The sequence below is a fragment of the Holzapfeliella saturejae genome (genome assembly GCF_037546065.1).
Taxonomy (GTDB): domain Bacteria; phylum Bacillota; class Bacilli; order Lactobacillales; family Lactobacillaceae; genus Holzapfeliella; species Holzapfeliella saturejae.
Window position 1 is genome coordinate 877,451 of sequence record NZ_JAWMWG010000001.1, and the last position, 22,065, is coordinate 899,515.

General features: G+C 34.1%; 17 protein-coding genes and 1 other RNA gene. 3 read left to right on the plus strand and 15 right to left on the minus strand.

The window, feature by feature from the left end; translation table 11 throughout:
* Positions 1-409: 409 nt before the first annotated feature.
* Both R4Y45_RS04350 and R4Y45_RS04355 read right to left on the minus strand, forming a co-directional pair.
* A complete protein-coding gene (locus tag R4Y45_RS04350) occupies positions 410-772 on the minus strand; it encodes a hypothetical protein (protein ID WP_339969643.1) in 363 nt (120 codons plus the stop codon).
* A 3-nt stretch (positions 773-775) separates the two neighbouring features.
* On the minus strand, positions 776-1,063 hold the full coding sequence (locus R4Y45_RS04355; protein WP_339969645.1) for a hypothetical protein: 288 nt from the start codon (positions 1,061-1,063) through the stop codon (positions 776-778).
* 123 nt (positions 1,064-1,186) lie between these two features.
* Here R4Y45_RS04355 and R4Y45_RS04360 point away from each other — a divergent pair, with 123 nt between their 5' ends.
* Positions 1,187-2,131, plus strand: a complete 945-nt coding sequence (locus R4Y45_RS04360; RefSeq protein WP_339969647.1) for a hypothetical protein — start codon at positions 1,187-1,189, stop codon at positions 2,129-2,131.
* A 40-nt stretch (positions 2,132-2,171) separates the two neighbouring features.
* Here R4Y45_RS04360 and R4Y45_RS04365 read toward each other — a convergent pair whose 3' ends face one another.
* The 6 genes from R4Y45_RS04365 to R4Y45_RS04390 all read right to left on the minus strand — a co-directional run bounded on the left by R4Y45_RS04365 (position 2,172) and on the right by R4Y45_RS04390 (position 6,454).
* Entirely contained in the window at positions 2,172-2,777 is a 606-nt protein-coding gene (locus R4Y45_RS04365; protein ID WP_339969649.1) for a CPBP family glutamic-type intramembrane protease, read from the minus strand.
* Between the two features lie 311 nt (positions 2,778-3,088).
* The gene (locus R4Y45_RS04370) at positions 3,089-3,877 is read right to left on the minus strand and encodes a hypothetical protein (RefSeq protein ID WP_339969651.1); all 789 of its coding nucleotides are present in this window, start codon (positions 3,875-3,877) and stop codon (positions 3,089-3,091) included.
* Positions 3,878-3,959: 82 nt separating this feature from the next.
* Positions 3,960-5,078 carry a THUMP domain-containing class I SAM-dependent RNA methyltransferase gene (locus tag R4Y45_RS04375; protein WP_339969653.1) on the minus strand — a complete coding sequence of 373 codons (1,119 nt, stop codon included), beginning with the start codon at positions 5,076-5,078 and terminating at the stop codon, positions 3,960-3,962.
* 68 nt (positions 5,079-5,146) lie between these two features.
* Positions 5,147-5,504: RNase P RNA component class B (gene rnpB, locus R4Y45_RS04380), an RNA gene on the minus strand.
* Between the two features lie 26 nt (positions 5,505-5,530).
* Positions 5,531-5,902, minus strand: coding sequence for a cell division regulator GpsB (gene gpsB / locus R4Y45_RS04385; RefSeq protein ID WP_339969655.1), 372 nt, complete (start codon positions 5,900-5,902; stop codon positions 5,531-5,533).
* Positions 5,903-5,920: 18 nt separating this feature from the next.
* On the minus strand, positions 5,921-6,454 hold the full coding sequence (locus tag R4Y45_RS04390; RefSeq protein ID WP_339969657.1) for an SLOG family protein: 534 nt from the start codon (positions 6,452-6,454) through the stop codon (positions 5,921-5,923).
* A 74-nt stretch (positions 6,455-6,528) separates the two neighbouring features.
* On the opposite strand from R4Y45_RS04390, the gene recU reads away from it, so the two are divergent.
* Together recU and R4Y45_RS04400 are read left to right on the plus strand one after the other, a co-directional pair.
* On the plus strand, positions 6,529-7,137 hold the full coding sequence (gene recU / locus R4Y45_RS04395) for a Holliday junction resolvase RecU (RefSeq protein WP_339969659.1): 609 nt from the start codon (positions 6,529-6,531) through the stop codon (positions 7,135-7,137).
* Entirely contained in the window at positions 7,127-9,385 is a 2,259-nt protein-coding gene (locus tag R4Y45_RS04400) for a transglycosylase domain-containing protein (protein ID WP_339969661.1), read from the plus strand. Before recU ends, R4Y45_RS04400 begins: the two co-directional genes overlap by 11 nt.
* A gap of 39 nt (positions 9,386-9,424) precedes the next feature.
* On the opposite strand, the gene nth is transcribed toward R4Y45_RS04400, so the two are convergent.
* The 7 genes from nth to R4Y45_RS04435 all read right to left on the minus strand — a co-directional run bounded on the left by nth (position 9,425) and on the right by R4Y45_RS04435 (position 22,054).
* Positions 9,425-10,042 (minus strand): endonuclease III, encoded by a 618-nt coding sequence (gene nth / locus R4Y45_RS04405; RefSeq protein ID WP_339969663.1) that lies wholly within the window; start codon positions 10,040-10,042, stop codon positions 9,425-9,427.
* 24 nt (positions 10,043-10,066) lie between these two features.
* Complete coding sequence (gene pnuC / locus R4Y45_RS04410; RefSeq protein ID WP_339969665.1) at positions 10,067-10,831, minus strand: nicotinamide riboside transporter PnuC; 765 nt, start codon at positions 10,829-10,831, stop codon at positions 10,067-10,069.
* A gap of 106 nt (positions 10,832-10,937) precedes the next feature.
* Positions 10,938-11,579: a DnaD domain-containing protein gene (locus R4Y45_RS04415; RefSeq protein ID WP_339969667.1), complete on the minus strand. Its 642-nt coding sequence runs from the start codon at positions 11,577-11,579 to the stop codon at positions 10,938-10,940.
* A 51-nt stretch (positions 11,580-11,630) separates the two neighbouring features.
* Positions 11,631-12,104: a hypothetical protein gene (locus R4Y45_RS04420; protein ID WP_339969669.1), complete on the minus strand. Its 474-nt coding sequence runs from the start codon at positions 12,102-12,104 to the stop codon at positions 11,631-11,633.
* On the minus strand, positions 12,101-14,905 hold the full coding sequence (locus tag R4Y45_RS04425; protein ID WP_339969671.1) for an exonuclease domain-containing protein: 2,805 nt from the start codon (positions 14,903-14,905) through the stop codon (positions 12,101-12,103). Before R4Y45_RS04425 ends, R4Y45_RS04420 begins: the two co-directional genes overlap by 4 nt.
* 14 nt (positions 14,906-14,919) lie before the next feature.
* On the minus strand, positions 14,920-18,525 hold the full coding sequence (gene addA / locus R4Y45_RS04430; protein ID WP_339969673.1) for a helicase-exonuclease AddAB subunit AddA: 3,606 nt from the start codon (positions 18,523-18,525) through the stop codon (positions 14,920-14,922).
* Positions 18,518-22,054, minus strand: coding sequence for a PD-(D/E)XK nuclease family protein (locus tag R4Y45_RS04435; RefSeq protein WP_339969675.1), 3,537 nt, complete (start codon positions 22,052-22,054; stop codon positions 18,518-18,520). Before R4Y45_RS04435 ends, addA begins: the two co-directional genes overlap by 8 nt.
* Positions 22,055-22,065: the final 11 nt, after the last annotated feature.

Consider the following 22,065-nt stretch of genomic DNA (forward strand, 5'->3'; position numbering starts at 1 on the left):
AATCTCAGTTATTTGGCCCTATTACTTTTGACTTCTACTATTAACCCACATACTGATAATACAACTGTAAGAGAATCGAAAATATAAAACCAACTGTTCAAAGAACTAACATATTCCTTTTGAAATAGTAGCAGATTAAAAATCATCATTATCAAAAATATCGATAAATATACATATTTATCGGGAACACGTTGGAAAAATTTCCGAAATATAGGTCTAATTTGCTCATGCTTCAATACTCCGAACAGCGCTATAAACACAATACACAAAAGTAATACCGATAAAAATGTACTAGTACTGGGATTCAAATGGTTGATAAGTGCACATCCAGCTAAGAGGTTTATAGCAGCAAAATAGTATTTTTTATACATATGAAGTGCCTCCTTCTTCCATTGAAATTATCAAATAACTATTGCTGAACAATCATTTCATCAATCAGTGATTTTACTTCTTTTCGTTTGAACACAATAAAAGTATAGGAATTGTTGTCAGTAGTTACCGTTATCATTTTAGAGATTTTAGGGTCTTCTGTGACAGTCAATATCTCTGATGACGGAATAAATTGTGGATCTCTATGAAAGTTTAAAAAGTGTGGCTTAAAAAATAATCCCTCTTCCGCTATGGTTAAAAAACCACCCGCGTATTCATACCCTTCTGTTGAATTTGTTACAAATTTATAAAATAGCCGTTTAATACCCTTTAAATTAGTTAAGGGTTCTCTTTTAGAATTTGCCCCTACTTTAAGTTTGACGTTCAATTGTTTAACATCCATAACTTAACCCCCGTTATCTTTTGATTCTAGTTGTTCCTGTTTTTCTTTGAGCTTTCTTTTTCGGCGTTCGTCCCCTGCTCCCCAAAAGCAAAGTGATCCGATTGCGATTGTTCCAACCATTAGGAAGTCTCTTAACGCATAACTGTTGGTTTTAATCATTAAAAATACGCAAAACACAGTGACTAATGCTGGCAAAATCCCTCCAAGCCAAAAGTGTTTGGTATTAGTTAAAACATAATATTCAAGTGCAATTATCCCGATAAAAATTGTAAAAAATAGTGGTTGTGCCATTGTTACTCCTTCTGCAAATAGATTGTGAGATATGTCTATCATTATACATAGGATTAAACAATAATAAAAATCTTAATATTCATTATGTTAAGATACCTATAAAAGACATTGGAGGAATTTAGTATGGATAAAAAATATTTAGAATGGGATTATAACTACAAAGAAAAGTTACTAGGTAAAAAGATATCTAACAATTCCATCAAGAATATACTACTTGCAAAAGATAAAGAAAACTATAGAGATAAGTACAGTGACTATGTAAAACATAAGCAAGATAAAGGACATATCGAAAACTATTCAGAGGTTGATACCATTTTAAAAAAAGTTTTCAATATCGATGAAAAAATATTGCTTCATAAAGATATTATGAACTCTTTTTGGTACACTTATAAATTTTATCTACAACTAGAATACCCTGCTATTTTCAAACCTGGAGGAAATTTAAATAACAGATTACCTTTAACAAAACCCAAATCAAGTCAATTAGCAAAAGTTTATATTGGGTATCCTCCTCACACTACAGGAGGAAAAAGTCAGTGCCTTAATCAAAAATATATTGAATATTATAGAGAACACTTTCCTGCTCTTCTTCTACCTTTTCAAAAAGAACTAAAAGAGGAACAATATCCCAAAATTTTATGGGTAGATTTTTTACGTGAAAATTTTGAAAAATTCAATAAAGTTCATGAAAATAAATATCTAAAAGATTTTGCAAAACTCACTCACACTATTGGAAACATAGCAGTTGTTCCTGAAGGCTTTAACACGAGTCGAAGCAACTATGACTATTGGGATTATGGATTACGTTATCTAAAAAAATCTTGGTATCCAACGAACTCTGAATGGAAAAAAATCATTCAAGATAATTTACTTGAAGAGTATGTATGTAATTCATGTGGTAGTGTTCTGCCACTATGGGAGGACCATCTTGAATCAGGAAATTTACTACCAAAAGATACTAGTCAAATAAACTCATTTCTAATCACAGTTAATCAAAGAATTGAAAATCGTGGAAAAAGAATAATGAATGCATATAATGAGTTATTATCTCCCAACACCAACTTATAAAAATACCATCTGTTATCCCAAAGGATACAGATGGTATTTTTTAACTTAATAAATAGTAAAAAGCTAGATGAATAGCAATTTGCCAACTAATATTTCCAGTAAATCTTCTTAAAGAAGATAACAATAAAGCCACTAATAATATAAATATCAGGCTAACGGGTTGCGTAAGACCAAATTTTTGCCATATGTAGATAACGTGCCCTGATGCAAATGCTAATGTTGTAATTAGCTGACTAATATTTTTGGAGAATATATCACTCAATCTGCCATATAACCAACCAAAACTAACGTAATTCTGCCATACAACTGAACTGAACATCCAAAAGGCATACGTCACAACATGAAAAATCATCTTATAGTGAAACGGCAAAGTAGCTAAACTGATTAGTATAATAGCTACTACTATTAGTGCACTTCTTTTAGAAAGATTATTTAAAAAGTAAGATCTTGACTTTTGCCAGTCAAAAAATATAAGAGATAGAAATACTAAAAGCATAACTGCACTATTAATCCATACACTAACTTCATCACTCTGATTAAATAAGCCAGCGACTCCAAAGTTATAGTTAATCAATCCAGGTGTGAAGGCAAATAAAACAAGCCATCCTACATAGTAGCCAATTGTTTTTACATAATTATTATTCATAAAATCCTCCAAGTAAGTATTATTCCAAGTGTATCTAAGTATGCAGATGATATCAAATGAAATAACTTTATCCTTTAAAATTAAGATTCACAAAAATAATAAATAGCATTAAAATTCTGAAAATAGATGAAATTTATATCTAAATTAAGAAAGGATGATATTTTTTATGCAAACAAACAATAAATATCTACTTCTAGGTGTTGTATTTTTATGTGTGTTGATGATGCTATATATTATATTTTTGATGAAGTAAATAATTACTAATCAAGTCTTCAAGTAATAATTTTGATTTTTTGAGAGTAGACATGCTATTATTTTTTACAATCAAAATGATACACTATATCTGATAAGTTGTTACTAGAATCAATAATCTTGTAAGTACTAGATTGGTTAATGGGACCATTATCAGGAGTATGTACTTTTACTTCTTTATCAACCAAAACGTATAAGTTAGTAAATTTAGACTTACACAGTAACACAGATGAATCAGAGTTCTTATTAATTATGAGATACTCGCTCTCAAAAGCATACGTACTTGAATACGATTGTGAAGATGGAATACGAATTATAAAAAGAATTTTTATTATTAAATACATAAAATAAACAATATTTATTAAAAATAAAAACTGGATGATATAATCTGAAAGCACTTTATCACGAAGACTATAAAAATTGTTCTTTAATCCATAAAGTAAAAGATAATACACATAATATTGTAAACATATTTTTGATATTATATTTCCTATTCTGTTTTTTGCAGAAACCGCATTCCATTCTTCTATTAAACCATCACCAGTATAACTTTTGTTCTGAAAAATCTCACGATTAAAAAAATCAAAGCGAAAGAGTAAGTAAATTGCTATCTCTGCTGTTATCATTGTTCCTAATGTTATCCATAAATTACCATACACTATACTGAATATGGCAAATAATAAATTAATTAATTTTAATGTTGAAGTATTAGAGTCAACACTAGAAAAACTATGTTCTGGATAGTACATCATAAAGCATATTACTAAAAACAATATATAAGTTACTGGCAATTTTACTTTTTTGATAAATTCATTGAAAATAGTTTGATATATTTTTAATGGTGCCATTGTTATCCCCCTTTATTTAATATAGTATACCACAAAGTCAAAAAAAACAGCAGCCCACTCACCTGAGTAGACTGCTGCTTTTTTATTTAGCCCAAAATTGGAATAAATCGGTTCTTAAACGACCGTTATATAACTTACGGCGTTTAGTTGCTTTTTGATCATAGAACTTCTCAAAACTTAAATCACTTGTCAAAATATATTTGCTCCAGTGAGTTAATGGATTAAAGACTTGTCCCATCTCTTTATAAAGTTTACGTACACTTTCAATTTCTTTCATACGTACACCATATGGTGGGTTAGCAATAATGATTCCTTCTTCAACATCTGTCTTGAAGTCTTTCACAGCACGTTGTTTGAATTCAATATCGTGCAAGACCCCTGCATCATAAGCATTAAGTTTAGCAATTTCAATCATTTCTTGATTAATATCAAAGGCTTGAATTTGAAGCTTAATATCACGATTAATGGCAGCTTCTGCTTCAACAAGTGCTTTTTCAAGTAAACTATCATCAAACCAGTCAAATTGTTCGTAAGCAAATTCACGCTTCATACCTGGTGCAATATTACGGGCTTTCATAGCGGCTTCAATTGGAATTGTTCCTGAACCAGTCATCGGATCAACTAACAATTGAGAACCATCATATTTAGTTAAACCAAGTAGCCCTGCTACAAAGTTTTCTTTCAATGGGGCAGCACCGTGTTCAGTACGATAGCCACGCTTGAATAAACTAGCTCCTGTTGTATCTAGAGATACTCGAGCAACATCTTTGGTAATGGTAATATCAAGTGGATATGTCGCCCCGTTTTCTAGTAAAACACCACGTCTATGATATTGTTCAGCCATTTTATTAACGATGGCTTTTTTGGTAATAGACTGAATACTTGGCTCGTGGTGTAACTTTGAACGAACACTCTTACCTTGTACAGGAAATGCACCATCAACTGGAATTAATTCTGCCCAATCAATCGCATTAACTTCATCATATAGTGTCTCAAAAGACGTTACTTTAAATTCTTTAATTAAAATTTTGACACGGTCAGCAACACGCAACCATAAGTTGGTTTTCACGATATCTTCTTGATCACCTTCAAAGAAGACACGACCGTTTTCTGTTTCGACTTCATAACCTAAGTCTTGTAATTCTTGTTTAACTAATGATTCAAAACCACTAGCCATAGTTGCAAATAACTTGTAACTCATTTCTTAACATCCTTACTTTTTCAAAAAAAAAGTTGAGCACTAAGCCCAACTTATTATCCTATGTAAATTTCTATAAGCCACGTTCTGTTCCAGTATTTCTAGGAAAAATACCTTCAGCAATCATCTATCTGTATTTCTACCTTCATTTTTAGTTCATTTCCTTAAATGAAGCGCCCCTACCAATGTTTGGGTTGCTCGCTCGTGGGGTTTACCTCGTTCCACCAATAAAGTTTCCAATATTGCTACGTCACTGTGGCACTTTCAAGCTAGTCATGCATAGTCAAAGACCTTAGCACTTTAACTGCCGTAACTTCATAAGAAGTCCCAGGGCTTATTGGGCCAAGCACGAACACTACAAGCATCTCAGCCTGTGCGGGCGTGGACTTTCCTCAGCAATCATAAAGATTACCGCGATTGCTCAAAACCTACATATTGAATTGTACCATATTTCACTATTGATTGTTAGAAAAACTATGATTTTCTTGACTTTGTTGCTGTTGTAATTGGTAAACTTGGCTTTCCAATTTACTCAATCGTTTCAAGATATCAAAATTAGTTGAAGCCGGTGTTTCAAGTCCGTCACTATAGTTGTTTTCACGATTTTTAGCTTCTAGTTCTGCTTTTTGTGTTTGAAGTTGATCAACTTTTTGTGACAGTGTTTCAATTTTTTGATTGTACACTTGATAGTCTTCAATAATTTTGTCTAAGAAGTCATTGACTTCATCGCTATCATAACCTTTTCTAGCTTGACTAAATTGCTTTTCTAAAATGTCATATACTGAGAATTGAATTCCTTCATAACGTGCTTTATTTTTATCTTCCACAGTCTAACCTCCTATAAATTAAGCTTGATCAGCCGCATCTTGTAAATCATAAAAATCAATTAATTCAAGTTCATAATCTTGTTGATTCTGATAACTTTTGATAGCTTCATAATCATAGCTTGGTTTGCCCGGATACTCAGGGTCATAGACTAACAACGCCTTATCAGTATGTTGCAAAATAAATTGTTGATAAGCTTTTAGTTGATAAGGCCCTTGATACTTATTATTGGTTGTTACTTTACAAAAATCAACCCTATTTTTCAAATTTGAAAGCACTTCTTGATTTTTTTCATTCCATCTTGCTCCAAAATCTTCATATGGCAAAAGCATTGCTGTTTTGATATTATAAGCTTCCTTCAACTCTAATGCGGCGGATAAGGCAAGTTGTTCAATACCGAGCTGTCCGCCTGTAATAACCCAGACCAAGTCATTATTTTCTGCTAGATTAATCAGACGTTGTTTGATAACATCTCTGATAATCTTGGCTTTAGGGTCGTCTTCTTTAAAAAGGTTTAACTCAAAACCTCGATATCCAGTTAGCCAAATTCTCATTTTGTCCTCCACTATTTGTAATTTTTAAATTTGTTTGTTTATTGATATAATGCAATAAGGAGCGTGATAGAAACATGATCAACTACCCCAATGGTGGCGGTGGCCCCTCTTCAATTTCTAAAGGTAATAGCACGAGTGCCTTCTCGTTTTCAAAACGAGGCATGTCTTTAGAACAAGAGATTAATGACAGTAATGACTATTACCTCAATAAGGGCATTGCTGTCATTCACAAAAAACCAACACCCATTCAGATAGTCAATGTTGACTATCCCAAAAGAAGTCGGGCTGTTATTAAAGAAGCTTATTTTAGACAGGCTTCAACTACCGACTACAATGGTGTCTATAACGGGTACTATGTTGACTTTGAGGCTAAGGAGACACGCAACAAGACTTCTTTTCCCCTCAAAAATTTTCATCAACATCAAATTACACACTTTGAGAATTGTTTAGCTCAAAAAGGTATTTGTTTTGTGATTATTAAATTTACCAGTTTAAACCGATACTTCTCTTACCCTGCTTCAAGGCTAATAAAAAAATGGTATGATCAAGAAACAGGTCGTAAATCCATCAAATTAGATGAAGTCATTAATTATGGTATCGAGTTTTATCCTGGATTTCGGCCAACATTACCTTATTTGGAAACTATTAATAATTTAATACAGAGGATTGAATATGACAAATAATAAAGAATTGAAACGTAAACGTGCACCTCAACAACAAAAGCCCAAAAAAGCGAAAAAGAAATCTCGCTTGTGGGTAAGGCTTGTTAAATGGTTCTTAATGATTGTAACGTTCTTCTTTGTTTGCGGTATAGGGCTGTTTGCCTTCTATGCTAAAGATGCACCAGCAATTACGCAAGAACGACTTCAAGCTGGTGGTTCAACACAAATTTATGATCGAAATGGGACTTTTGTTAGAAGTATTGGAACACAAGAACGTGACTATGTCACAAATGATAATATTCCACAGACAATGAAAGATGCTATCGTATCAATTGAAGATAGAAGATTTTATCAACAATCATTGGGTATTGATCCTATTCGTATTGTAACTAGTGCTTTGGGTAATATCAAAAGCGGGAGTACAACATCTGGTGGGAGTACCATCACCCAACAGTTAGTTAAACTAACTGCCTTTTCAACAAGTTCTGATCAGCGTACGCTTCGTCGTAAAGCACAAGAAGCTTGGCTAGCGATGCAAGTTGAACGTGAATATTCTAAGGATCAGATTTTAGAATATTATCTTAACAAAGTTTATATGAACTACGGTAATTATGGTGTTGGTACGGGAGCTAAATATTACTATGGTAAAGAGCTGAACCAATTGAGTTTACCTCAAATTGCTTTGATGGCAGCTATGCCTAATGCACCAACTTCTTACGATCCTTATGTTTATCCAGACAATGCTTTAAGACGTCGTAACTTAGTATTAAGTGAAATGCTTGAAAACCAAAAGATTACACAAGATCAATATCAACAAGCTGTTAACACACCAATTACAGATGGTCTAGTTGATCAAAGTAGTCACCAAACCCAAGATTCAAACAATGCGATTACCGATGCTTATATTAAAGAGGCTTTAACTGAAGCTCAGAGATTAAATTACAATCCTTATCAAGATAATTTAAAAATCACTTTGAATATGGATTATGATGCTCAAAAAAGACTTTATAATTTAGCAAATAATGGAACTGTTTCATTTAACAACTCCGGTTCAAGCAAAGGTCTACTACAAGTTGGGGCAACTGTTATTGACCCTAATACAGGTGGAATCGTAGCGATGATTGGTGGTCGTAATCAAGATAATGTTCAATTTGGTTACAATAGAGCCGTTCAACAAACACGTAGTACAGGTTCTACTATTAAGCCCCTACTCGATTACGCCCCTGCCATTGAATATCTTAACTGGTCAACAGCCAAATACTTAGATGACAGCAAATATATTTACCCTGGTACCAATGTACAACTCTATGACTGGGATATGCAATATATGGGGAACATCAGCATGAGAACAGCCCTTGTGCAATCTCGTAATGTCCCAGCCGTTAAAACACTTCAAGAAGTAGGTGTTTCAAAAGCGAGTGATTTTGTTAAAGCTATGGGAATTAATATTGATAAAAACTCAGGTTTATCTGTAGGGATTGGTGCTGATATTTCGTCATTACAGTTAGCTGCTGGCTATGCGACATTTGCTAATGGTGGTACTTATTACCAACCAACATACATTCAAAAAGTTGAAACAGCTGATGGTAATGTTGAAACATACAACAGCACAGGGGTTCGTGTCATGAAAGAATCAACAGCTTACATGATTACTGACATGTTAAAAGGTGTTATTCAGCCTGGTCAATTCGGATCTAGTGCTTATATTTCAGGATTACCTCAAGCAGGTAAAACTGGTACGGTTCAATATTCTCAAGAAGAATTAGCTAAGTATCCAAGTTATGCTTCGACTCCTAAAGATTCTTGGTTCTCAGGATACAGTAAAGACTATGTGATGAGTGTTTGGACAGGATATGACAATATTGGTGATGGTACAATTCGAGGAACAGAAAGTAACTCTGCTCAACTACTTTACCGTTACATGATGCAATATCTTAGTCGTGATGCTTCTTATTCTGACTGGAAACAACCAAGTTCTGTAGAACGTGTTGGAACTGGCCTTTATGTTAAAGGTTATGCACCAAAAGTAACCGAAACACCTTCAACTAATCGACAGTCATCATCACAAAATAGTAGCTCTTCTGAGTCATCAGAAAGCTCAAGCAGTCACTCTTCTTCTACTGCAAGTTCAAGTAGTAGCCAAAGTCGTACCGACAATACTAATACAAACCAAAATAATACTGAGGTAACATCACCTCAATCGCGTGAAGAAGATAGAACAGACAACAATAACAACCGTAATGATAATCAAAACAATACCGGTGAATAACTAAAAAGACCATAGAGCGTTAGTGCTCTATGGTCTTTTTTATGTCAAAAACTGATAAGGATCTAAATCTTTATATTTTGCTGGTAAATCATTTCGGCCAAATGTAATCAAAGCCAAATGCATCGCAATCCAATCTTTTTGAGGGACTATTTTTTCAAGATAAGCCTCTACTTGTAAAGGAGTTGCTTTTTTAGGCACCATCTTAAATTGTTTAGCGATACGTTCAACATGTGTATCGACGGCAATTGCGGGAACTTGATAAATTTCAGCTAAGAAAACATTAGCTGTTTTAATCCCGATTCCTGGCAGTTTTAGCAGGTCCTTTTTTGTTTTAGGAACTTCTCCATTAAACTGTTCTAATAACATATACGACAATTTATAGATGTTTTTTGCTTTATTGCGATAAAGCCCTAACCGTTTGATTTTGTTTTTAATATCTGTCACTGTTAGCGATTTAATATCAGCAGGTGTTTTTAGTATCGAAAACAAATCAGGAGCCACTTTATTGACGGCTTTATCTGTTGTTTGGGCACTTAACATAACTGCTATTAAGAATTCAAAAGGATTATGATAATCTAGGGATGCTTTTTGATTGGGGTACTTAGCTAATATTTTATTTAAAACCACCTTGGCTTCTTTTTGACTAAGGTATGCCATCTTTTAATCACGCCCTCTCCTACTTTACTGTGCTTGTTTATACCAAACATAAGCACCATATAGTGAGTTGATTAACATGACCACTTGTAGCACTAACATACTAACCGTTGAAGATGAATCAGTTTGTGTAAGTTGAATTGACCAAATCACAACATTTAAAGCATTAATCACAATCCATACAATCCATTGTGACTTATAACCATAAGTCATCAGTAGTTGTGCTACTAAAGCTAGTGGTAATAGTGCCGCATCTAGCCAGACTTGATTACCGCCTAATTGATAAGATGTATACACAATGAATAGGTAAACCGCAATTGTCACAACAATCATCACAGCAGCTAAAGTCTTACTAATTGCTTTTGATTCAACAAAGTCGCTTTGACGCTGGCTTTTTGATTTTTGCCACTCAATAATTCCAATAAATTGCATAACAAAGTAATAAAGTTGGCTGGCAATATCACCAAATAGACGATTTTCAAATGCAATAATCAACCAAACCACAGAAGCCAAAATTCCCCAAATGTAATTAGTAATAAAGCCTCGATCAATCAAAATCAAATTAAGCGCTGTTGCAATCGAACAAATCAATGTAATGATTCCCATTGTGGTTGTTAATCCACCACTTAACACCGAAGAAATAATCGTGGCTAAAAGCATCATAGCTAAAAGCCCGTATTCCTTTGTGGTCAATGCCCCTAACTCTTTAACGTTACCTTTAAAAGAAAAAACCGTTTTAGATCCTTCTTTTAAATAATGTAGTTGTTCTTGAAACCAATGTGTTTTTTTCATAGTTAACTCCTCATTTTATCTCCTCTGAATATAATAAATAGTTTATCTAACCTATTTTACTAATTATTAAAACATAAAACGACTAATTTTGGGTACAACAACTCTTTTAAAATTTTTCTTGATACTGTTTCACTTGCTGAGGAGTCTTTAAATTCATTTTTTGCCAGTTTAACAAGATTTTATCAATATACTTGAAATTGTATACCTGAGATAAAACAGACTCTCTCAGTGCCAAAATAACGACCTCTTGATTGTAGTTATCTTCTAGCAGCCAAGACTGAATCATCTCACGTTCAATTGGTGACAATAAACGACCAAATTCAATTTCAAATTGTCTCATCACATATGACAGACCATCTTGATTGTCAGGTTCCATCAAGACTTCTTCTGTTTCAGACTCGCTTTCACAGATATTGTTATCAATATAATCAACTAACTTTTGATAGAGATTATCTAGTCGATATTGCGTTTCAATTTTATTAACTTTATCTGTCGTTTGAATAATCTCGATTAACTCTTTACTGACCAAACTTTGAAGAATTTGGCCAACATCGTGTGCACTCAGATTAGTGTGTTGGTGAATATCATTGTTACTAGGGAAAAAATTCCCATTTTGACGGTATTTTTCTAGTTGCAACAGAACAATTAATTCTAAGTCGCTCACGTTTATTTTATTGTAGTAATTCAATAGTGCTTGACTAATCGAACTAAATCCTTGCTGATACAGCAATAAACTTTTACTTTCCATACATAATCTCCCTACTCAACTAAAAAACCGAATCCACTTGGATTCAGTTTTTTAAATATTATCTATATAACTGACTTCTTCACCGTCATCAAAAGAATATAAAATATAACCCCAGAGATTATCACTATTTTTAAAGGTAATCTCCCAAACAGGTTGATTGTGATACCAACCTAAATTAACTTTTTCAATTGTTCGATTTGGATGGTTATTATTAAAGGTGTTGATAACCTCTTCTTTTGATTTACCTTCATCATATTTATATAAGTGTGCCGCTTTTTCATCGGGCAAATAAATCATGTAATACCTAACTTGTTTATCATCTTGACCACTCACCGCTAATGACTTCACATCTCTTGATAATTGATAATAAGCATCAATCGTTTTAATCGGTGTTTGGTCATAAGCAATATCTGCTACCTGAGTCTGTTCGACACGATTAACATGGGTCGCTGATACATAAATTAAAGATACACCTAGTGTGATAAATACGAAAAAGCCAATACAACTGGCAATTATCTTTTTCATGGGTTCTCCCTATGATTATTAGTTTGATTTAAATAATTCACTAATTCACTTTGATCTAAGAATTTAATTGGTAATTTCAAAAGACTTTGCTGGAATAGATTAGCATAAGGTGACTCATAAAAGCGAGGGTCTAATACAACAAATGTGCCTTTACTACGTTCTTTTCTAACTAAACGACCAAATCCCTGTTGGAACCGAATCAATGCTCGAGGTAAAGTATCTTCTTTAAATGGATTCGTGAGATTATTTTGGCGTAATTTCACATCTGCTCGATCAGGTGATTCAAATGGTAATTGCGTCACGATGACCATGTCATGTTGAACATCTTTGAAATCGACACCCTCCCAATAACTATTAGCGCCTAACAAAATAGACTGGGGCGCAATCGTATACCGTTTAGATATTTTCTCATTTGATCCTGTTACACCCTGTGCTAAAACTTCATAATCACTTAGGCGCTCATCACCAAGTATGTGATAGTAAACCTCTTTGATATTTTCTAAGTTAGTAAACAACAGTAAAATATGATGACTATCACTTGAAGAAATAATCTCAGGAATAAGTTGGCTAATGCTTTCTAAATAATGATCATCATTAGGGTTTTTTATACCATCTAGCTGGCTAATCCCTAAAATTTTGACATTATCTCGATAACGACCTGTTGATTTAGCAACATACGTTTGTACTTCTTGCTCTTGATAGCCAAGAGAACTTAATGTATAAGTGAAATCATTTTGTTGTTTTAAGGTAGCACTGATAAATAAAGGACGATTGAAATTTTTTAAAATTGATTGAATGGGTTCAATTGGATCAATTAGCAACCAGCGTAGATTAACAGCTAAGGGATCATCTACTTTAGAACTTTGTAAGACAAAGCCTAGGTCATTCAAATTAACTTCTTTATTAACCTCTTCACTCAAGGTATAGCATTTTTGTAAATAAACCTCGATTGTTACTAATTGTTTATCTAATTCTTCAATTGTTTCTTGTTCATTTTTTAACAAACGACGATGTTGCCGATTTAATTGCGCTACCAAATTGAGTAATTGCTTTCTAGCGGACTCCAATTGTCCTTGCAGACGAGTTAAATAACCTTGAGCAACCGTTTTATCTGGAAATAATTCGTTACCGTTAATTGCAAAATCTGTTTGTTTGAGATTACGGTAAACAGGGACTCCTGCTACCTTAATGCCTTGGTACAAGAAACGTTGAAAATCATTGATAACTTTGATTAGTTTATCTAATGAACCGTGAGTTTGATTGATTTCTTTAGACATAAATAAATCCTGTTTAAACCCATTTAATAGGCCGATTTGTTTATTCGTTAATAAAGATTGAATATGAGCTAAAAAGCCCCAAAAACTTTCAAATTGAAAGCCATCTGATAATGATTGTGTCGTATTTTCAGCAAAACGATGAGCCTCATCAATCACTAACAAAGGATCTTGTCCCCAGATTAAATCATTAGCATGGTTAACTAAGTAAGCATGATTGGTAACGAGAATATCAGCTTGTTCTTGGCGTTCACGGGCCAAGTTAAAAAAGTCATACTCACTAAATAACGTGGCATTACGTGCATCTCCAGGATGACGAATAACGTTAAATAGCAAATCTTGATAATTGGTTAACTGCAGCTCGCTTAAGTCTCCTGTATCTGTTTGTAAGAGCCAAACTAAGATTCTCATTTGTAAAGTTAGCGTGTAATTTGTTTGGCTGTCTTTAGCTAAAGTTTGATAAAAAGCATCCAAATCTAAATAATAGCGTGAACTTTTAACAATTTCAGCTTTAAACTGTGTCTTGAGTACACGATTGAGTTGAGGGACTTCAGTTTGAATAATCTGATTTTGTAAAATTGTTGTTGGTGTGGCAACAACTAATTTTTGAAGTGGCGATAGTTGATGAACATAGCTAAATAAATAAGCAAATGTTTTACCACTACCATTCGGTGCCTCTACAAATAATGGCTTGTGTCGATTCTTTATCTGCAAAAAGTCATGGATTCGATTCATCATATTAACTTGTGAACGTCTAAACCTTATTTTGCCCTTAAACAAGGATTTCTTTTGACTATCATCTATGGGATAAGTCTCTAGTGTCGAGCTTTCAGGTGTAGCATGACGTTGCTTTTTAAGAACGATATCTTTGACTCTAACATACTGCTTATCTAGCGTTTGTGGGCGTTTTTTCTTATAGTTATAAATTGCTCTGAAAAAGCCACCTGTTTCTCGTGTTAAGCCTTGGCCTAATTCCGTTAACTTTTCTAAAGTCTCAAATGGTAATTGACGAGCTTTTCGTTGCAATTTCATTAATAATTTAGCTGTTACAATCGCATCTGAATCTGCTTGATGGGGATTAGTATGTTTGATGTTTAATCGTTTTGACAAATCATTGAGTTTAAAGCTTTCAGAAGTCGGTAACAAAATTTGAGCTAATTCAACTGTATCAATTGCTTTATTGGTTAAAGGTGCAATCCCTGCTTTTTCAAATTCATAATTCAAAAAAGGCAAATCAAAATTGACATTATGAGCTACAAAAATGGTACCTTTTAGAATTTTATATAATTTTAACGCAATATCTTCAAACTTTGGTGCATCCCTCACATCTTCATCTTTTATACCAGTCAGACGCGTAATTCTTTCAGGAATCTCACGACCTGGATTAATCAAAAAAGAATAAGTCTTCACAATTTTTTGTTTTTGGATAATCGCACAACCAAACTGAATCACGCGATCTTGAGCTTCTCGATGCGTTCCTGTTGTCTCTAAGTCAACAACAGCATAAGTTGTGGCCTTCTTTGGCATAGTTGCATCCCCTTTTATACTTCCACAATTTCATTGATAGAAAGTAAGATTAATAATCGTTTTGTCACCTTTTGTTCCGCAAACGATTCAATCGCTTGTTGATAAAGGTGTAATTGTCCGCGATACTTACTTACTATTTTAGCAATATCTTGGGCCTTTTGACCAGGGTTAATATAATCTGTTTTGTAATCAAATAGGATAATTCCATCTGACGTTTGAATATACCCATCGATTGTCCCATGAACTAGAATTTGAGCATCTTTATCAGAGAAGTCATCAAATAGGGTTTTGGCTGAAATTAAAGATGAAAAGGACACTTCTCGTGCTAAAGTATCTTGATGACGACTAAGGGTTTGAGCAAAAGGTGTCGCTAAAAAATCTTCAATGTGTGTAAGGTTAACTTGGTTAGCCAGGTCTTCTTCGATTAAATCGTTAACAACTAACTCTTTAAGTAGTGTATTGGGATATTGTGCTTCATTAATACGACTAAAATCAATTTGTTGCATAACTAAGTGAGTCGCACTCCCAATTTGAGCTGCAGAATAAGCCGACGCGGTTAAAAAATCAGGGCGTGCGGTTATCGGCTGTAGATAGCGATTAGAAGCCGTAAGCTCTTGATAGTCAGTAGTTGCTCCTAGTTCTTTTAAGTTAGGGTCACTAAAGCGGTCTTTAATTTCTGAAACCGCTTGATATGCCGTGGTCTTAACTGAAGAAGCAAAGGGATACTCTGAGTGATAAAGCTTTTGCAGTGTTTCATCTAGTAACTGACTAGAGATACCTTGATTTTGTGTAGGGGTTGTTTGTGCAAGTGATTGTAACTTATCTTCAATATCTTCTTGATAGAAATAAGCTTCATATCGTGTGGCAGTTGGTTGTGCTTGATACTTGGGCTCATTTAATATCTTTTGACTAAGCATCAATGTCGGCCCTAGAAAATGCATGAAGCTTTGCCCTTCTCTTAGATAGGTTAGTTCAACCTGTTGAGCTTGATCATCATAGTAAGTATCCCAAAGTTCAATTTTTTGTTCTAACTTTTTAACGTTAGCCGTCATAATCAGCTTTTGTTTAGCTCGACTAAGTGCTACGTATAAAACTCTCAAGTACTCACTTAATAACTCTATTTGTTCTGCATCTAAAGCTAATCCTTTAACAAGCGTATCTACTTGGCTATGATGTGATTCTAAAACACCCTTTAAAGCAATCCCTAGTCCAACATCTTTATTTAGGACATTTGATTGTTTTAAATCTTGTAGTGAAAAGGTCTTCCCCATCCCCATCACAAAAACAACAGGAAACTCTAGTCCCTTACTGCCGTGAATAGTCATCAATTGAATCGCATCTTGTGCTTGCTCAGCTAAAATGGGTTGTGCAAGATCTTTATCATAGGATTTCATTTTAGTCATGAGCTTTAAAAATTGATAGAGGTTCTTAAAGCCAGCACTTTCATATGAAGCGGCACGTTCATAAAGTGCTTGTAAGTTTGCTCGCCTTTGGGGGCCGTTTGGCATCCCACTAACAAATCCTAAAAACCCTGAACGTTGATAAATCTCCCAAATCAACTCAGATAAGCGATGTTTGGTCACGTAACTTTGATAATAGTGTAAGTCTTGTAAAAAGTCCGTTACTTTTTGAGCAAGTTTTGTCTCTTCGCTTTCAGCATAAGCCAATAAAGCTTCATAAAAATCAGTATCACGACTGACAAGTCTAATCTTAGCTAACTCATTTTCATCAAACTGATATAGTGGTGAGCGTAGAACACTGACTAGTTCAATGTCATGATGACAATTATCAATAATCGTTAGATACGCTAACATCACGGTTAGTTCCATCGTTTGAAAGTAATTTTTGGCATCATTAACATACAATGGCATCCCGTGTTCAGTAAAACTTTGAAGAATAGATAAGTTATTGGCTCTTGTTGGGGTCAAAATGGCAATATCTTGATAAGTAATAGAACGTGTTTGATTAAGTTTGGCATCAAACACTTGATAATCTGTCTCAAACAATTGTTGGATACGATGCATCACCATTTTTTCTTCTGAAAGATCAGTGTCTTTATTGGTTTCACTATCCATAAATAAGAACTCAGGAGTTGAATCAACGGTTTTGGGATAATTTTTAGCTCCAAATTTCATATGGGCTTGTTTATCATAATCCACACCCCCAAAAGACTGCTTCATAATTTTTTCAAAAGATGAGTTAATAAATTGAATAATCGGTTCATTAGAACGGAAGTTATCAGCTAAAACGATGCGTTCACTTGGGTTAGCAAGTGAGGGATTTTCCGTAAAAGTCAGATACTTGTTTAAAAACAAACTAGGATCAGCTTGTCTAAAACCGTAGATGGATTGTTTGATATCCCCCACCATAAACCGATTGCCTTCATCACTTTTAGCAACAGCGGCTAGAATTGCTTCTTGTAAGGCATTAATATCTTGATACTCATCAATCAAAACTTCCTTGAACTGATTTTGATAAAACGCACGAGCCATATTAGAAAGGTCTGTATCTTGAGTCAAAATTTGATACGTTAATTGCTCTAAATCATTAAAGTCCAATACGTTTTGCTCTTGTTTAAGTTCTGCATAAGTTGCCATAAAACGACGCTCAACTTCAACTGCTTTTTCAACGTATTGTTGACTGGTTTGCATGAGTGTTTGTTGTGCTTCATACGGCAACAATAAATATCGTTCAAACAACTGCTTCAATTGTTTTTTAGTTGCGGCAACCACAAGTTTTGTTGTTTCAAAAGCTTGAACATCTTCTAAATCTTTTGGTTTACGCAAAGCTTTAAACGTTAAATTTTGAAAAGCCGTTCTAATAGCATCATAGTCTTTTGATTCTTTTGTCAATAAATCAAGCAGTTGTTGACTATTTTCAAGGTATTGCGCGAGTGTTTGCCCTACTTTTTCAAGGGATGCATCCCTTGAAATATCATTTTCAAGAAGTCGTGTCAGGCGTTGATGAATCGTTTTTAACTGTAAATCAAGCTCAGCATAGACTTTGGATAAAGTTTGACTGTGTGTTAAATCATATGCTTTAGGTAAGGCCTCTAAAAAGTCTTGACCATCAGGTCTTGAAACAACCGTATTATACAGGTTTAAAAACAACTCAACTACCGCTTCATCGTTTTTATCACTCATAAAGTTTTGATACATTTTTCGAAAAGCTACATCATTTGCTTTAAAGTAGTGATTTTTAACAGAATCGAACGCTTGTTCTTTTAGCAATTGTTGTTGGACGTCATCCGTTAATAAACTAAATGAACGGTCTTGATCAATGACGTAATAAAATCGTCTAATCACCTGCAAGCAAAAGGCATGTAGCGTTGAAATATTGGCATCCTCACACAATAGTAATTGTTCTTTTAAATAAGGTGTTGGTTTTTCTTTTAGTTCAGCTTTAATCGCTTCAATGAGTCGTTGTTTCATTTCATTAGCAGCCGCTTCAGTAAAGGTCACAATTAATAAGTCTTTTACTGAAGTTTCGTCTAGGATCATTTCAATCACCCGTTTGATTAAAACCGTGGTTTTACCCGACCCGGCTGAAGCCGAAACTAAAATATCGTGATTGTGGTTGTAAATGGCTTTGGTTTGTTCGGGGGTAAACTGACTAGTCATCTTCTGGAAGCACTCCTTCTTTAATATTTTCAAGTAATGTCTTAGTATCTAAGCTATCAATCACACGGTAACGATTATCTGGCAGCATGGCATCAAAGAAGAAGATGTCACGATAGTCAGAATAAGATAATGCCGTTTTTTGATTGTTGTGTTTAACCGGACTCAGTGGGAATTGCCCATTTAAGATGCGTTTACCCGCTTTTTGGATGAGTTGTTTGTTATAGTCTAGCAAGGCTTTAAGATCTGCTTCTTTAATGCTTTTTTCTTTTGAAAAACTCATGGTTTGATCTTTTTTAACTCGCATATTGCTATACATTACTGAATTTCCCATTAAATCAGGCTCAATATCAGTTGTAATATCAGTGTGACCGTATTGTACGAGTAGCCCTTTATACTTCTTATTAGCTAAATATTTTTGGTGGCTATCGCCAAATTGATAATTTGTTTTTAGGTTATCTTTAACATTTAACAGGCCTTTTGAAATATGTTGGTAAAATGCCCCAAAAGGTTTAACTTTTTGTCCCTTAAAGCGGTCTTGATTAGCTAAGACGACTTCTAAATAAGTAACCAATTGTAGTGAGATACCATGATAGAACTGAGCTAGGTTAAAGTCATGCACACTTGATTTGTAATCAATAACTTGAATATAGGGATGCGTTGAGTCGGTTGTTTGATCAATTCGGTCAATTTTCCCATTTACTTGAATATCGACTCCCTCTGCTTTGATTTGAAGTGGGTCAAAGTTTTCAGGTTTTAAATTAAACTCAACCTCTGAGGCAAAAGGTTCAAATTTTGTTTGTTGATTCAGTTCAAGATAGTCTTGCAATACAATTTGAGCTGTTTCAACCAAATGTTGCTGTAAAAAGCGGTAGTAATTATTTTGACTAAACGGCTTGAAAGCTTTTAGTTGATTAATCGTATCAACGGCTTGTGTAAACAGTTGATTAAACAAATTACCATCTTCGAACAATTGTTCGGTTGTCAATTGATCGGCTTTCATTAATCTAACAAACTGGTCAAAAATATCATGGAAGTAATTCCCAATTTCAAGCACGCCAAATTCAAATTCACGTGGATTTTTCAGTTTTAGCCCGTACTTCAAGAAGAATTCAAACGGATTAGCATAGTAGCTTTCAAGTTGTGAAATTGAAGTCTTTAGTCGCTGACCAAACAATTGCTTAGCTAAGTCTGCTTCAACTTGAACAGGTAGATTACGATAGTCTTTAGCTTGATAAGTTTTTGCCACTTTTTCAGTATCATCAGCAGAAATCAGGGTTTGGTCTTTAATTTGTTTAAAGTCTGCTTGATCAACAATTTGATGTGAATTTTGATTTAAATAGCCTAAATATCCGACTGAAAACTCAGGGGTCGTCATAAAGCTTAGTAAGTCATCAGTTTCACCAGTTGGTAAATCTCTTTGACGGCTGGGTTTAATCCCAAAATGATTTTTGATATCTCGCACATAGCTAGACCACTGTTTGGCTTTATTTTGACCGTCAATAATCGCATGTGAAAAGTATAATTGGTCAGTCGCAGCTGTCATAGCTAACCCAAATAAATACGGTTGTGTTTTTAGTTGATAAGCTTTTTTATCTTCTAAGGTTAGTTCTTGTTCAAAATAATTGCCCGATACAGATAAGGTTAAGGTACTTTCATCAAATTGCGATTTGATTTCGTTAATATTATCCCCTGCTAAAAAGGCATCATCATTTGCGATTTGTGGAATCGCTGTATCATCAGCCCCAATGATAAAGGCAACCTGATATTTAGGAGCTTGCACCATTCCAAGTTCTGAAACTGTGACTGCGTCAAGTGTAGAAGGAATTTGCGAAAAAGTTGCTGAAGAAAATCCGGTTAATAACACCTCAAAGAAATCTTCATAGTCAAAACTTTCATCTTCATTAATCCGATAATAATCTTCTAACATTTCAACCAGGGTTTGTAGGGTTTGTTCAGGCTGAAGCGAGAGTTGCAATTGATTTTGAGCATTAGCTTGGTCACGCCACTGCTCTAATTGTTTTAATACGCCATAATTTTCCAAAAAGTCATAAAAATGCGTGATAGCTTGTTTCACTGATTGTTTTTGCTTTAACTTTTTAGTGATTTGGCCAATTAATTCACTGTAATATCGTCTTAAATGCTCTAAACGTGTCATATGAACATCTTCTTCATCAAAGGCAAAAGGTTGAGTTAACCGATTATAATTAATACCTGTCTCAAGCAAATAGTTTTCTAGACTGGCAATATCTTCAGTAAATTGCGTCTCATTATCATAATTTTCTGGTATAATTAAACGCGTTTTGATAAATGATAATAGACTATCAACAGTCAGTCCTTTTTCAACTAACAGACTTAATTGTTCAACTAGTAGTACTAAGGGATGATATTTCATCTGAACTTGTAAGTCATTGAAAAAAGGAATATTTAACTGATCAAAAATAGGCCGAATTTGGGTTTCATACTTTTCAAGTGATGGTGCAATCACAATAAAATCACGATAGCGACGATTATTTAAAGCCACTTCTCGATAAATTGTCCGTGCTACAAAATAAGTTTCAGCAAAAGTTGAATCAGCTTCAATCAAGGCTAAATGACGACTTAAATCCTGTTTAGGTTTTTCAACGGGTTCATTTTGAGCGTTTTTGACAAAAAACTGATTCAATTCACGCATGGCATCACTTAAAAGCGGGGTTTTTGCCCAAGTAGTTTTAGTTTCTAACTGATTATCCAAGGCAAAGGCTTGTAACTCTTTAATCATTTTTTGAACATGATAATCATAATCTGACTCAACTAAAGTTAAGTGGTCTTGTTGCATCCCTAACTTAAAGCCTAATGTCATTTGCTTAGCATACGTCATTAAAACTTTAATCAGCACTTTTTCTTGAACTGAAAAGTGTGAAAAGTCGCTCACATAAAAAGCAGCGTTCTGAAGAACTTCTGCCTCTTCAGCTAGCCACTGATTCATAAATTGTTGCTGCTGGTTTTGCGTGAGGTAATGTCCTTTGATTTTTTGATGAAATGCCCGATAGACAATTTGCAAATCGTGTAGCTTATCACTTGTTTCATAACTTAACTTGAGTTGTTCACTCATCGATTGTAAATCATCCGGGTCAATATAAGCTTCCTCAAGCTCTAACACCTGCTTATAAAAACTGTCAATTAACCCCATTGTTAATCTGGAAGTTTTAAATAAGTTTAAGGTTGCTTGATTATCATTTAAAATCTGTTTTAAAATCATCTTAGCTGCTGTATCTGTTAAAATAGGAAGTAGCCCTTTTTGACTATCTTTCAAAAAGAACCAGCTCAATCGTGAAAAAGATAATATTTGTAGGTTTTTAGTGCTGACGTGTTTCTTCTGTTCAAGAATTGACAATTTTTGCATCGCACTAACCTCAGTATCAAACTTGATATGGTTGGGAACAATAATGAAGGTTAAATCTTGTTTATGTTGATAATAATGATTAACAGCTTCATCTAGTAGTTCTTGATGGATATTATCGGTTTGATCACCTAATCGAAAATCTAACATTATTCTACTCA